The following is a 13,667-nucleotide window of genomic DNA, read 5'->3' as shown; positions in this document are numbered from 1 at the left end:
ACGTTCATTTTGAGTCCCCACAGACATGATGAAAATCAAACGCAACCTCTTATATGCTGGCGTGTTTCTGGCGCTTATTTCTCAACCGCTTTTTGCCGCAAACTGCAACACGACATCCTGTGAGGAAAACATCACGGTAGTAAGCCAGGCCCCTGCGGAGCGGCCACCCGCCAGCGGCACGGCCTCACGCCTGGGCCTGACTGACAAAGAAACGCCGCGGTATGTGGAAACCTTTGCACAAAAACAGATCGTCGCGCAGGGCGACCGCACGCTTGCCGAAACGGTCAGTCATGCCACCGGGATGTCCGGCGTGGCCTCCCCTACGCTTTCCAACAGTTTTTCTCTGCGTGGTTTTATGCCCGTAAGCTGGCTGCTGGACGGGCTGGAAATGCCCGGCAGTACGCTGCAACTTGGCAATCCAGCCCACTACCAGCAGGTGGATATTTTGCACGGCCCAGGCTCCGCGCTGAATGGCCTGACCGCCACCGCCGGTAGCGTCAACCTTGTTTCACATCAACCCAGCTTTGTTGACTCCCCCGCCATGCTCCGCTACCAGGCGGGTAGTTACAGTACCCAGTCCTTGCAGGGCGGAGCGGGGGGGACGCTGATTGAAGACAAGGTAGCCTGGCGGCTAGATGCTTCGGGTAGCGAAGGGCACAGCCAGGTACAGCATGAACGCAACCGGCAGTCCAGAGTCAGCGGCTCGCTGCTGTTCCGCCTTACTGACGAAACCACTCTGACGCTTTACGGCGACAGAATGAACAATAGCAGCGACAACCCTTACTTCGGAACGCCGCTGATTGAAGGCAAGGTGCAGGCACGGCTGCGCGGTATTAACTATAACAATCTGACCGATGCCAGAATTGCCAGCCATGCCACTGCATTGCAGGCTGTGCTCGACACGACTCTCGCCCCAGGCATAACCTTTAATAACCACACCTGGTATTACAATGGCTATCGCTTCTGGCATAACGTTGAGCGCTATCGCTACAATGCAGCCTCTCCGGACGCCGTCAATCGTGACTCCTGGGGTGACTTAAGCCATAAAAATACGCTGCTGGCCAACCGCTCAAGCGTCTCAATAGACCACACTTTACTGGGCCTTGATAACCGAATGGTTGGCGGAATTGAGCTGCAAACCAGCCGTTTCGACTATCAAAAAAACGGATTCCCCGGCTCGCAGGATGTTCCTTTACTCAACCCGCCACGTGACCCATTTAGCGCCGAAACAAGTATTACCCGCGCCCCATGGAGCAGGGTCACCCAGCGCCAGTATGCGGTCTTTATAGAAGACAGCCTGCAACTGACCGACAGCCTCAGCCTGCTCAACCAGCTGCGGTTTACGCGACTGGATATGGACTGGCATTACTTCGCTCCGGCTCGCAGCGAAAGTCAAAATCGCAGCTTCATTAACGCCGGTGTCGGCCTGAACTGGGATATCAGCGACGGCACAACGCTCTATGCCAGCTACGCCAACGGCAAGGAAGCTGGCGGCGACATTTTCTTCCTCAGTGCAGATCAAACTCACCTGCCGCTCACCCAGTCACAACAATGGGAAACCGGCATTAAGAGTCGGTTCTTGGATAATAAAGCATCCGTTAATCTTGCCCTCTACCAGCTGCGCAAAAATAATCTCTTTACCCCTTCAGCCACCACGCCGGGCGAGCTCCTCGCTATAGGGCAACAAACTTCACGGGGTATTGAGCTGTCAGCCACGGCCCGGCCAACCGATCGCTGGGAGGTGACGGGCAACGTGGCATGGACTCATGCAAGGTTCGATAGCTTTAGTGCAGGCTCCCCACCTGAAAATCTGGACGGCAACCAGCCCGCTTACGTCCCTACCTGGACCAGCAATCTGGCGCTGATCTGGCATCCCCTCGCTCCGCTCAGCTTGAGGAGTGATTTACGCTACGTTGGCAGCAGCTACAACGACAGCCGCAATGCTAAAAAGATGGACGACTACATCACGCTGGATCTGGCGGCAGAATATCAGCTGACGCCCAAAGTTAGCCTGGGAACGCGGGTTCGCAACCTGACCGATACCTTCTACTCCTATCAGCGCACTTACGACGGCCAGGCCCTGATCGCCCCTTCACGCACCTGGGAAGGCTGGATAACGGTATGGTTCTAATGCTTAAGGCTTTTATGTTTGCGGCAGCGGGCCTTCTCTTTTCATCTGGTTCTTCGGCCGTCACGGTGACCAATTGCGGTGTGCCGCAAACAATGACCTCGGTACCCACGCGCATCGTCGTTTATGGCAACCCTGCTCTGGAAAACCTTCTGGCACTGGGCATACGCCAGGAAATTGTTGCCGTCGTGGGCTATGACCCGTCCAGAGATCCTATGGGCTTTTCTGCGCGTAATGCCCTCTCATTGCCCGTCGTTGCCCGAACCGGGCTTATCTCCGCCGAGGCGCTGCTGCTGCTGCGCCCCGAAATGATCTACTCCTCAAGCTGGTACTGGTTCTGGTCGCCGGAAGGGGCAAGCCGGGATCAAATCACAGCCTGGGGAATATCAAGCTGGCTCTCTCCCGGCGCCTGCAGCGGCCAGCAGAGCGCTCCGAAGGAAAGAATCAGCTTCGCCGTTCTGTTTCGGGAAATACAAGATCTGGCCAAAATTATGCATCTTGAGGATCGGGGACTAGCGCTGGTTAGCCGGGAAGAAGAACACCTTGCAGCCCTGCGCCAACGCGCTGGCGAATTGGCTCCGGCTCGCCTGCTCTGGTGGTATTCCGGCACCGACTCGCCGTACGTTGCAGGCTGCTGTGGCGTGCCGGACATGCTGAGCAAAGAAAGCGGCAACCGCAATATTTTCTCGGACATCTCTGCGCTATGGCCAAACGTCGCCTGGGAAGAAATAGCCCGTCGGGACCCGGATATTCTGGTGCTGGCCGATTTGCCCCGCGGCAGCACCGGCGACAGCGCTAAAGATAAAATAGCCTTCCTCGAACACTTTCCCCTGACCTCGGGCCTTCGCGCCGTGAAAGAAAAAAAATTTATCATCCTGCCTGGCTATGACATGGACCCTTCAATCCGCTCAGTGGACGCACTGGACAGGCTTATCACCTCACTTTCTACCAGGAAAAATCATGACTGACGCCACATGGAATACTCTCGTCACCCTCTGGGACCAGCAGCAAAGCGCTTATATTGCCAGCAGGGAAGCTCGCTTCGAGGCTCTGATGGACACGCTGGCCTTACAGTTCAAGGGGGAATTCTCGCTGCTCGAGCTTGGCTGTGGGCCAGGCTCCCTTACAAAACGCCTTCTTGAAAGGTTTCCTGCAGCACACGTTACCGCCATGGATGTTGATCCCGTGATGTTGGCCATCGCCCGCGAAACGCTTACCGGTTATGGCGATCGAGTGCGTATTCTTTCTGCCGACCTGGCTACCCCAGCCTGGCAGGAAAAAATAATCGGTCCTCGCCCGGATGCCATCGTCTCGAGTACGGCGCTGCACTGGCTGATGCCGGACAGACAGCACATCCTGCACGGTGAGGTCCTGAAATTGCTTGCCGATAACGGCATATTTCTCAACGCCGACCACCAGCGCTTTAACCCGGCAGACGGCAATAAAAAAACCATCAGCGAGCGTCATGATGCCCGGACTCAACAACAGGCATGGGATAAAGGCGTGGTTGACTGGGACAGCTGGTTCACCCTTGCTAAAGAAATACCGGAAATTGCCGACCTGATCCCTGCCCGTGAAGCCGTATTCGCAGGCCGCCCGGTACCGCCCTCAACGACGCTGGCCTTTCAGCTGGCAAGCCTCAGCCAGGCCGGTTTCAGCGAAACCGGTACGCTGTGGCAGCTCATGGACGATTACCTGATTGCCGGTTGGAAATAAGCACGTGCTGCCATTGCGCCTGCTGCTGTGCGGGGTAGTAACTCTGCTTGGGCTGATTTACAGCCTGCGCTTTGGGGCCGTGACGCTGTCCCTGAGCGAAGTCATTCAGCTTCTGCATCCGGCTCCCGTTGAAGAACCCCGCCTGGCGCTATACCAGAAGATAGTCTGGTCACTACGCTTGCCCAGAGCGCTGCTGGCGATGGTCTGCGGCGGCGGCCTGGCGCTGGCAGGCGCCGTGCTTCAGACCCTAACCCGAAATCCGCTGGCCGACCCGTGGCTGCTGGGTATTTCTTCCGGGGCGGGCCTGGGGGCTGTCACCATTATCGCCCTTGGCGTTCAGCCGCTGCTAACGGCCATGCCCGGCGGGGCTTTTATCGGGGCTCTGGCAGCTTTTGGGCTGGTTTTGCTGCTCGCCGGACGAACCATTATGCAGCCGGCCCGGTTTATGCTCGCCGGCGTGGCGATTGGGCAATTGCTCAGCGCAATAACCTCATTAATCGTCTTCTGGCAAACCGATGCGACAACCTCGCGTGGCTTTACCTTCTGGCTACTGGGTGCGTTTGGACAAGCAACATGGCCACAGGTGGCTCTCTGTGCCGCCGCGCTATTCTTTGCGGGGACGCTTTGCCTGGCGATGTCCCCAACGTTGAATGTTATGGCGCTGGGCAATTTTGCCGCTAAGGGCCTGGGCGTTAACGTTTTCGCCCTGCAAATATCACTCTACCTGGCCATCACGCTGCTCACCGCTACCCTGGTGTCGTTTTGCGGCGCAATTGGCTTTGTCGGACTGACCGTCCCCCACCTGGCAAAAATGATAATCGGCAATCGTCACCAATGGACTTTGCCCGCCAGCATTCTCTGCGGTGCAATGCTGACGCTAGTGTCCGATACGCTGGCTCGTACGCTATTTGCCCCCAGAGAACTTCCTCCCGGCGTCATCACGGCGCTTATCGGCGTGCCGGTATTTCTTTTAACTCTTCGCCGTCGCCCCCGGCCTTAACTCCCCGCGCAGAAAGGCTCCGGCCTGACTGCGCTTTCCCCTGGGCACTTACGCTGCCGCCCTGATAGTTGTCACGAAATTGTTAACTCTTGAAGAGGATTTAGTGAGTATTCTCTTTATAAAGTACAGGCATATGTTCATGCAGAGCCCGGTCAATTTTACCCGGCTTTACGTTCACTCACCCTCACAGGGACATTGACGATGCTGGTAATTATCCTTGCTTATCTGGGCGGCCTGTTAACCATTGCCAGCCCTTGCATCCTGCCGGTGCTGCCATTTGTATTTGCCCGCTCCGACCAGCCTTTTGCCCGTACCGGGCTGCCGCTGCTGGCCGGTATGGCATTAACCTTTACGCTGTTTGCTACCCTTGCGGCCGTGGGCGGCGGCTGGGTGGTAGCGGCTAATCAGTATGGCCGCGGCGTGGCGTTAGTGCTGATGGCGCTGTTTGGCATCACGCTGCTGTTTCCTCGCCTGGCCGAGCGCGTGATGCACCCTCTGGTTACCGCCGGTAATTCTCTGTCTAACCGGGTGGCTCCGGGCCAGCCTGCGGGACCAGGTGGTTCGTTTTTAGTCGGTATCGCTACCGGGCTGCTTTGGGCACCCTGTGCAGGCCCGATTTTAGGGCTGGTGCTCACCGGTGCCGCCTTGCAGGGAGCAAATGTCGGCTCCACGCTGCTGCTGTTAGCCTATGCCGCTGGCGCAGCCACCTCGCTCGCACTTGCGTTGCTGATTGGCGGGAAGGTCTTTAGCGCGATGAAAAGCTCTCTTGGCGTGGGGGAATGGATCCGCCGTATCCTGGGGGCCGGCATGCTGCTTGGCGTGGTCGCGATTACCTTTGGCTTAGATACCGGCGTGCTGGCTCGCCTGTCTACGGCCTCCACCGGCGGGATTGAACAGGCTCTGGTTAAGCGTCTTTCCCCGGACAGTACGACAGCGAACGCCCCCTCGCCGGCCTCCGTGGTGAAAACGTCTGACGATGACGCGATCCCCACGCTGACCGATGCAGGCGCAATGCCTTCGCTTAACGGCGCAACGCAGTGGCTAAACTCGCCGCCGCTCACCGCAGAATCGCTGAAAGGCAAAGTCGTGCTGGTCGATTTCTGGACATACTCCTGCATTAACTGCCTGCGCTCGTTGCCTTATGTGAAAGCCTGGGCCGAGAAATATCGCGACCAGGGTTTGGTTGTCATTGGCGTTCACGCGCCAGAGTTTGCCTTTGAGCGCGATCCGGGCAACGTCGCCAAAGAAGCGAAAAAAACTGGGCGTGACCTACCCCATCGCTATTGATAACGATTACAGCATCTGGCGGGCCTTCAATAACCAGTACTGGCCGGCGCACTACTTTATTGATGCCAGCGGGCACATTCGCTATGAGCACTTTGGCGAAGGGGATTATGCACAGTCCGAGCGCGTCATTCAGGAACTGCTGCGCCAGGCCGGAGCCAAAAACGTCACTCGCGGCATAAGCACGGTGTCCGCCAGCGGCGTAGAACAGGCGGCCAGCGGCCAGAATGATATCTCTCCAGAAACCTACCTCGGCTATATGCGGGCACAAAACTTCGCCTCCGGCGAGGTCACCGGCGATAAACCGGCAGACTACAGTAAGCCTACCGCGCTGCCGCTTGATAGCTGGGGGCTCGAGGGGAACTGGACCGTTGGCGGCGAGAACATCACGCTTAATCGCGCCAATGGCCGTATTTTCTATCAATTCAATGCCCGCGATTTACACCTGGTCCTCGGCCCGGGGGCTGAAGGTAAACCGGTTCGTTTTAAGGTCACTGTCGACGGTCAGGCACCGGGCAGCGTTCACGGCTCAGACGTCGCGCCAGACGGCAGCGGTACGGTGACAGAGCAGCGCCTGTATCAGCTTATTCGTCAGTCAAGCGGCGGCGGCGAGCACACCTTCAGCATTGAATTTGAAGATGCCGGCGTCAACGCCTATGCCTTTACGTTCGGTTAACCAGGAGATTTGAAATGAAAACCACTATTGTTTCCTCCGCTAAGCGCCGCATAGCGTTATTCAGCGCGCCTGTTCTGGTTATCGCCGCGCTGGTTTTCCAGAACACCGCATGGTCTGAGGCAGAGCCTGCCGTTGCTATTCCTGCGCCTTTGCAGGATGAGGCACCCACGGCGGGCGCACACCTCGAAACCGCCGTCTTTGCCGGCGGCTGTTTCTGGGGCGTTCAGGGCGTTTTTCAGCATGTTAAAGGTGTGACCAGCGCAATATCCGGATATACCGGCGGCATGGCGCGTACGGCGAATTATGAGACGGTGAGCATGGGGATGACCGGGCACGCCGAGTCTGTGCAGGTTATCTTCGACCCGGCGAAAGTCACCTATGGCCAGCTGCTGCAGGTTTACTTTTCCGTGGCGCATAACCCAACGGAGCTGAATCGCCAGGGGCCGGATTACGGCACGCAATATCGATCGGCCGTTTTCCCGCTCAGCGACGCTCAGGCAAAGGTTGCCAAAGCGTATATTGCGCAGCTTAATGCCAGCCATAAATTTAGTACGCCGCTGGTCACTACTGTGGAACAACATGCCCGGTTCTACCCGGCGGAGAAATACCACCAGAATTTCCTGAACGACAACCCGAACTACCCTTACATCGTTATCAACGATCTTCCTAAGGTTGAGCAGCTTAAACAACTGTTCCCCGCGCTGTGGAGCAAGGAACCGGTGCTGGTAAAATCCTGAAAAAAACCGCGCCAGCTATGCGGTGGCGCGGTTTTTTGTTTGAGGAGAGTAAGCTACTTTTTCTTCTTCGGGTACAGTTCATCCCTGCAGTAAGGTTCTGTCTCGCCCTCTTGGCGTGTCTTTAAGAGCTTCAGTATCCAGGTGTACTGTTCCGGATGCGGACCAACCAGCAGCTCCACCTCTTCGTTCATCCTGCGGGCGATGGTATGGTCATCGGCTTCAAGCAGGTCATCCATCGGTGGGCGGATAAAAATATCCAGCCGGTGCGTGTCGCTGTTATAGACCGGGAACAGCGGGACGACTCGCGCACGACACACTTTCATCAGCCGGCCAATTGCCGGCAGCGTCGCCTTATAGGTGGCAAAGAAATCAACGAATTCGCTGTGTTCAGGCCCGTGATCCTGGTCCGGAAGATAGTAGCCCCAATAGCCCTGACGCACCGAACTGATAAACGGTTTGATGCCGTCGTTGCGGGCATGCATACGGCCCCCAAAGCGGCGACGGACTGTATTCCAGACATAATCGAACAGCTGGTTGCCCTGGTTGTGGAACATCGCCGCCATTTTCTGACCTTCGGAGGCCATCAGCATCGCCGGAATATCCACCGCCCAGCCGTGCGGCACCAGGAAAATCACGTTCTCCCCTTTCGCACGGAACTCATCCACGATTTCTTTGCCGTGCCAGTCCACACGTGCCATCACTTTCTTTGGATCGCGTAGGCCCAATTCAGCCATCAGCACCATTGCCTGTGGCGCGGTGGCAAACATACGGTCGATGATGGCCTCGCGCTGCTCTTCCGGCATATCAGGGAAGCAGTAAAGCAGGTTGATTTGCGCACGGCGTCTGGCGCTTTTGCCCAAACGGCCCGCTAAACGGCCAAGTTTACCCAGCAAAGGATCACGGAGTCCCGGAGGCAGAAGCGCCAGCCCGGCGAAAGCGCCCACGCCAAGCCATGCTCCCCAGTAGCGCGGGTGCAAAAAGGCTTTTTGAAATTCAGGGATAAACTCACTGTGGTTTTTTTTTGCTTTTTCCATGCGACTCTCAATAGTTCGCCAGCGGCCTGGCGAGACGAATTTATCGTTATTTTAGCGGGGTGACGGGCGACAGACAAAAGAAAAAGCCGGTCACGAGTACCGGCTTTTCATATTGAGGCTAAATCAGTCAATGCGCAGCTGCGGAAGAACCTCTTTCACCTGTGCCAGGTAATCACGGCGATCGGACCCGGTCAGACCTTCAGAACGCGGCAGTTTAGCCGTCAGCGGGTTAACCGCCTGCTGGTTAATCCACACTTCGTAGTGCAGGTGTGGGCCAGTAGAACGCCCGGTATTACCGGAGAGTGCAATGCGATCGCCGCGCTTCACTTTCTGACCGGGTTTCACCAGCAGCTTCTTAAGGTGCATGTAGCGGGTGGTATAGGTCCGGCCGTGGCGGATGGCAACAAAGAAACCTGCCGCACCGCTACGCTTAGCCATCACGACTTCACCGTCACCGACCGACAGCACAGGCGTCCCCTGCGGCATAGCGAAATCAACGCCTTTATGCGGCGCGACGCGGCCGGTAACCGGATTGAGGCGACGAGGATTGAAGTTCGACGAAACGCGGAACTGCTTCACGGTTGGGAAACGCATAAAGCCTTTCGCGAGGCCCGAGCCGCTGCGATCGTAGAATTTACCGTCTTCGGCGCGGATGGCGTAGTAATCTTTGCCGTCGCTGCGCAGGCGTACGCCCACCAGCTGGCTTTGCTCACGCTTGCCGGCCAGCATTTCGCGGGACATCAGCACGGAGAACTCATCGCCTTTTTTCAGCTTACGGAAGTCCATCTGCCACTGCATCGCTTTGATAACCGAGCTAATTTCAGCGCTGGTTAAGCCCGCATCACGCGCGCTGGAAACAAAACTTGCGCCCACCGTGCCCTTCAGCACGCTGTTAACCCAATCGCCCTGCTGGGTTTCGCTGGTCATTTTGAAACCGTTATCAGCGCGATCGTAGGTGCGCGTTTCGCGGCGCGACATTTCCCAGGTCAACCGCTGCAAATCACCGTCTGCGTTAAGCGTCCAGGAAAGCTGCTGACCAATTTTCATGTTTCGCAGGTCTTTATCAGCGGAAGCGAGCTGGCTGATATCGCCCATCTCGATACCGTACTGATTAAGAATGCTGCTCAGCGTATCGCCGGTGGAGACAACATATTCATGAACGCCGGCTTCACCGGATGTTTTATCATCCAGCTCATCCTGAGGGATGGTGTCATCTTCAGCGTCCGGGGATTGGTCAAGCGGCTCGCTGGCCTCGGGCAGCAGCGAATGAATTTCGCTTTTTTCAAGCTCGATGGTCTTGATTATCGGGCTGGAATGCGGATGGTAAATGGACGGTCGCCATACTGCGACCGCCAGAGTGAGAACCGTAAGCGACCCCAGCATTACGCGATGGGGTCGTGAAAGATTGTCAAATGCCATGGCGACAGAGCGGGCTATCTGTTGCACGTATTCACTTCCTCGTTAATCTCCTTTCAGGCAGCTCGCATACTGATTCGCAAGGCTGGTCATAAACTGCATATAGCTGTTTTTACCCAATGCGACTTCAATTCCCAGAGGATCTAAGGTGCCGGAGCGAACGTTAGTGCCTCTGGCAACGGCGTTAATTACCGCTGGCCTGAATTGTGGCTCAGCAAAAACGCAAACCGCTTTATGCTCAACCAACTGTGTTCTGATTTCATGTAAACGCTGCGCACCAGGCTGTATTTCAGGGTTCACGGTAAAGTGGCCAAGCGGCGTTAAACCGTAGTGTTTTTCAAAGTAGCCATAGGCATCATGAAAAACGAAATACCCTTTTCCTTTCAGCGGTGACAGCACGGAACCAACCTGCTTATCGGCGTCGGCTAAGCCTGACTCGAAATCTTTCAGGTTGGCGTCAAGTTTGGCTCGATTTTCGGGCATAAGTTCCACTAATTTATCGTGGATTGCAACCGCTGACAGCCGCGCTACGTCTGGGGAGAGCCAAATATGCAAGTTGTATTCGCCGTGATGGTGATCTTCATCACTCTTTGCGCCAGGAGCGTGTTCTTCGCCGTGCTCATGATCGTCATCGTCACCGCCTTTCATCAGCAGCGGTTTCACGCCGGCAAGCGCCGCCAGCTCGAGCTGTTTTTTCTCAGGAAGTTGACGGACAGACTTCTGCATGAAGGCTTCCATTTCCGGCCCAACCCAAACAACTAAGTCCGCGCCCTGCAAGCGTTTTACGTCGGAAGGACGCAGCGCGTAATCGTGTTCAGAGGCGCCATCAGGCAGCAATACTTCTGTGCCTGTCACCCCGTCGGCAATCGCGGAGGCGATAAAGCCCAGAGGTTTGATGGAAGCCACGACGGCGGCCTGGGCGCCGGTAGCGGCAGAACCCCAAAGGGCGGCGGAAAATGCAGCGAAAAGAAGTGTCTTTTTATGTAACATAATGCAACTTATCATCGTGATAATCAGAATAATTGTGATATTATAACATCCGCTAACTTATGCAACCCCTGAAATTGTCATGACAAATTTGGTTGAACTAGAAAATATCTCGGTCTCTTTCGGCCAGCGTCGCGTGCTGTCCGATATCTCACTGGCGCTAAAACCAGGCCGTATTCTTACGCTGCTGGGGCCAAACGGCGCCGGTAAATCGACGCTGGTACGCGTGGTGCTCGGCCTGGTCACGCCGGACAACGGCATCATCAGGCGCGACCAGCATCTGCGCATCGGCTATGTGCCGCAAAAATTACACCTGGATGCCACGCTGCCGCTGACGGTGAGCCGTTTTCTGCGCCTGCGTCCCGGCGTAAAAAAAGCAGACATACTCCCGGCGCTTAAACGTGTGCAGGCTGCCCATTTGGTGGATGCGCCGATGCAGAAGCTTTCCGGCGGTGAAAATCAGCGCGTTCTGCTGGCGCGAGCGTTGCTTAATGCGCCTCATCTGCTGGTGCTGGATGAACCTACCCAGGGCGTGGACGTTAACGGCCAGCTGGCGCTTTACAACTTGATTGACCAGCTTCGCCAGGAGCTGAACTGCGCGGTGCTGATGGTTTCTCACGACCTCCACCTGGTGATGGCGAAAACCGATGAAGTGCTGTGCCTGAACCACCACATCTGCTGTTCCGGCACGCCGGAGGTGGTCTCCACCCACCCTGAATTTATTTCAATGTTTGGCCCAATCGGCGCCGAGCAGTTAGGCATTTATCGCCACCACCATAATCATCGGCACGATCTGCAGGGTCGCATCGTTCTGCGCAGAGGGAATGGACAGTAATGCTTGAATTGTTGTTACCCGGCTGGCTGGCCGGGATTTTGCTCGCCTGTGCGGCGGGGCCACTGGGTTCGTTTGTGGTCTGGCGCCGTATGTCCTACTTCGGCGACACGCTGGCACATGCTTCGCTGCTGGGCGTGGCGTTTGGCCTGCTGCTTAACGTTAATCCGTTCTATGCCGTTATCGCGGTAACCTTACTGCTTGCGGTTGGCCTGGTATGGCTGGAAAAGCGCCCTCACCTCGCCATTGATACTCTGCTCGGCATTATGGCGCACAGTGCCCTCTCGCTCGGTCTGGTGGTGGTCAGCCTGATGTCGAACGTGCGCGTTGACCTGATGGCCTACCTGTTTGGCGATTTACTGTCGGTCACGCTGCCGGACATTGTGTCCATCGCCGCAGGCGTAGTCGTGGTGCTTGGCGTACTGGCTTGGCAGTGGCGCAGTCTGCTAGCGATGACCATCAGCCCGGACCTCGCCCACGTCGACGGCGTGAATCTGCAGCGCGTGAAAATGCTGCTGATGCTGGTGACGGCATTAACCATCGGTGTCGCAATGAAGTTTGTCGGGGCGCTGATCATTACCTCTCTACTGATTATCCCGGCGGCAACGGCACGTCGTTTTGCGCGTACGCCTGAGCAAATGGCCGGCTTTGCGGTCCTGATTGGTATGATTGCCGTTACCGGTGGGCTCGCTTTCTCCGCACTTTACGATACCCCTGCGGGCCCGTCCGTTGTGCTGGCTGCTGCGGTACTGTTTATCCTCAGCATGGCAAAGAAACAGCCGGCTTAACCTTCATGTAGATACGAAAAAGGCGCCCGAAGGCGCCTTTTTTAATGCGGAATATTCACGGCTGAGCCGGTGGCACAATGCCAAAGTGCGTCCAGGCGCGTGGCGTGGCAATACGCCCGCGTGGCGTACGCTGCAGGAAGCCCTGCTGGATCAGGAACGGTTCCAGCACGTCTTCAATCGTCTCACGCTCCTCACCGATGGCTGCGGCAAGGTTGTCCAGCCCAACCGGGCCACCAAGGAATTTGTCGATAACCGCCAGCAGCAGCTTGCGGTCCATGTAGTCGAAACCTTCGCTGTCGACGTTAAGCATATCCAGCGCCTGCGCCGCTATTTCTGCCGTAATCGCGCCGTCGTGTTTCACTTCGGCAAAGTCACGCACGCGGCGCAGCAGGCGGTTTGCAATACGAGGCGTACCGCGAGCGCGGCGGGCAACTTCCAGCGCCCCCTCCTCGCTCATCTCCAGCCCCAACACGCTGGCGCTGCGCCCGACGATATGCTGCAGATCGGCAACCTGATAAAACTCCAGCCGCTGCACAATGCCGAAACGGTCGCGCAGGGGCGAGGTCAATGAACCCGCTCGCGTGGTGGCACCAATCAGGGTAAACGGCGGCAGATCGATTTTGATCGAACGCGCAGCCGGGCCTTCGCCAATCATGATATCCAGCTGATAGTCTTCCATCGCCGGATACAGCACCTCTTCCACCACCGGAGAAAGACGGTGAATCTCATCGATAAACAGCACGTCGTGAGGCTCAAGGTTGGTCAGCATTGCCGCCAAATCCCCGGCTTTTTCCAGCACCGGGCCGGACGTGGTGCGCAGGTTAACGCCCATTTCGTTGGCAACGATGTTAGCCAGGGTGGTTTTCCCCAGCCCCGGAGGCCCGAAAATCAACAGGTGATCGAGCGCGTCGCCGCGCAGCTTAGCCGCCTGGATGAAGATTTCCATCTGCGAACGCACGTGCGGCTGCCCGACATACTCTTCGAGCAGCTTAGGGCGGATCGCACGATCGATTAACTCGTCCGGGGTAATATTTCCTGGCGATACCAGGCGGTCTGCTTCAATCATCCT

At 56.8% G+C, this 13,667-nt stretch carries 13 protein-coding genes; 9 read left to right on the top strand and 4 right to left on the bottom strand.

The window, feature by feature from the left end; translation table 11 throughout:
• The first annotated feature begins 25 nt into the window (after positions 1-25).
• The 7 genes from JT31_RS21210 to msrA all read left to right on the top strand — a co-directional run bounded on the left by JT31_RS21210 (position 26) and on the right by msrA (position 7,541).
• The gene (locus JT31_RS21210) at positions 26-2,131 is read left to right on the top strand and encodes a TonB-dependent siderophore receptor (protein ID WP_235212895.1); all 2,106 of its coding nucleotides are present in this window, start codon (positions 26-28) and stop codon (positions 2,129-2,131) included.
• Positions 2,131-3,096: an ABC transporter substrate-binding protein gene (locus JT31_RS21205; RefSeq protein WP_052049082.1), complete on the top strand. Its 966-nt coding sequence runs from the start codon at positions 2,131-2,133 to the stop codon at positions 3,094-3,096. Before JT31_RS21210 ends, JT31_RS21205 begins: the two co-directional genes overlap by 1 nt.
• Positions 3,089-3,844, top strand: a complete 756-nt coding sequence (locus JT31_RS21200; protein WP_038481837.1) for a class I SAM-dependent methyltransferase — start codon at positions 3,089-3,091, stop codon at positions 3,842-3,844. Before JT31_RS21205 ends, JT31_RS21200 begins: the two co-directional genes overlap by 8 nt.
• Before the next feature lie 4 nt (positions 3,845-3,848).
• Entirely contained in the window at positions 3,849-4,844 is a 996-nt protein-coding gene (locus JT31_RS21195) for a FecCD family ABC transporter permease (RefSeq protein ID WP_038483423.1), read from the top strand.
• Positions 4,845-5,045: 201 nt separating this feature from the next.
• Entirely contained in the window at positions 5,046-6,131 is a 1,086-nt protein-coding gene (locus JT31_RS24115) for a cytochrome c biogenesis protein/redoxin (protein WP_235212894.1), read from the top strand.
• Positions 6,109-6,804, top strand: coding sequence for a hypothetical protein (locus tag JT31_RS24110; RefSeq protein WP_235212893.1), 696 nt, complete (start codon positions 6,109-6,111; stop codon positions 6,802-6,804). The genes JT31_RS24115 and JT31_RS24110 overlap by 23 nt, the downstream gene beginning before the upstream one ends.
• Positions 6,805-6,818: 14 nt before the next feature.
• Entirely contained in the window at positions 6,819-7,541 is a 723-nt protein-coding gene (gene msrA / locus JT31_RS21185; RefSeq protein WP_052049035.1) for a peptide-methionine (S)-S-oxide reductase MsrA, read from the top strand.
• 53 nt (positions 7,542-7,594) lie between these two features.
• On the opposite strand, the gene lpxM is transcribed toward msrA, so the two are convergent.
• From lpxM to znuA, 3 genes are all read right to left on the bottom strand, one after another.
• On the bottom strand, positions 7,595-8,575 hold the full coding sequence (gene lpxM / locus JT31_RS21180; RefSeq protein WP_038481834.1) for a lauroyl-Kdo(2)-lipid IV(A) myristoyltransferase: 981 nt from the start codon (positions 8,573-8,575) through the stop codon (positions 7,595-7,597).
• Positions 8,576-8,698: 123 nt separating this feature from the next.
• Positions 8,699-10,021 (bottom strand): murein DD-endopeptidase MepM, encoded by a 1,323-nt coding sequence (gene mepM / locus JT31_RS21175; RefSeq protein WP_071842997.1) that lies wholly within the window; start codon positions 10,019-10,021, stop codon positions 8,699-8,701.
• Positions 10,022-10,036: 15 nt separating this feature from the next.
• Positions 10,037-10,981 carry a zinc ABC transporter substrate-binding protein ZnuA gene (gene znuA / locus JT31_RS21170; RefSeq protein ID WP_038481828.1) on the bottom strand — a complete coding sequence of 315 codons (945 nt, stop codon included), beginning with the start codon at positions 10,979-10,981 and terminating at the stop codon, positions 10,037-10,039.
• 79 nt (positions 10,982-11,060) lie between these two features.
• On the opposite strand from znuA, the gene znuC reads away from it, so the two are divergent.
• Both znuC and znuB read left to right on the top strand, forming a co-directional pair.
• Complete coding sequence (gene znuC / locus JT31_RS21165) at positions 11,061-11,813, top strand: zinc ABC transporter ATP-binding protein ZnuC (RefSeq protein ID WP_038481825.1); 753 nt, start codon at positions 11,061-11,063, stop codon at positions 11,811-11,813.
• Positions 11,813-12,598 (top strand): zinc ABC transporter permease subunit ZnuB, encoded by a 786-nt coding sequence (gene znuB, locus JT31_RS21160; RefSeq protein WP_038481822.1) that lies wholly within the window; start codon positions 11,813-11,815, stop codon positions 12,596-12,598. Before znuC ends, znuB begins: the two co-directional genes overlap by 1 nt.
• A 55-nt stretch (positions 12,599-12,653) precedes the next feature.
• On the opposite strand, the gene ruvB is transcribed toward znuB, so the two are convergent.
• Complete coding sequence (ruvB, locus tag JT31_RS21155; RefSeq protein WP_038481819.1) at positions 12,654-13,664, bottom strand: Holliday junction branch migration DNA helicase RuvB; 1,011 nt, start codon at positions 13,662-13,664, stop codon at positions 12,654-12,656.
• Between the last annotated feature and the right edge of the window lie 3 nt (positions 13,665-13,667).

Origin of the sequence: Cedecea neteri, assembly GCF_000757825.1 — a bacterium.
In the GTDB taxonomy this organism is placed as follows: domain Bacteria; phylum Pseudomonadota; class Gammaproteobacteria; order Enterobacterales; family Enterobacteriaceae; genus Cedecea; species Cedecea selenatireducens.
Note: the sequence above shows the minus strand (reverse complement) of the source record. Positions and strands in the feature narration are given on the sequence as shown.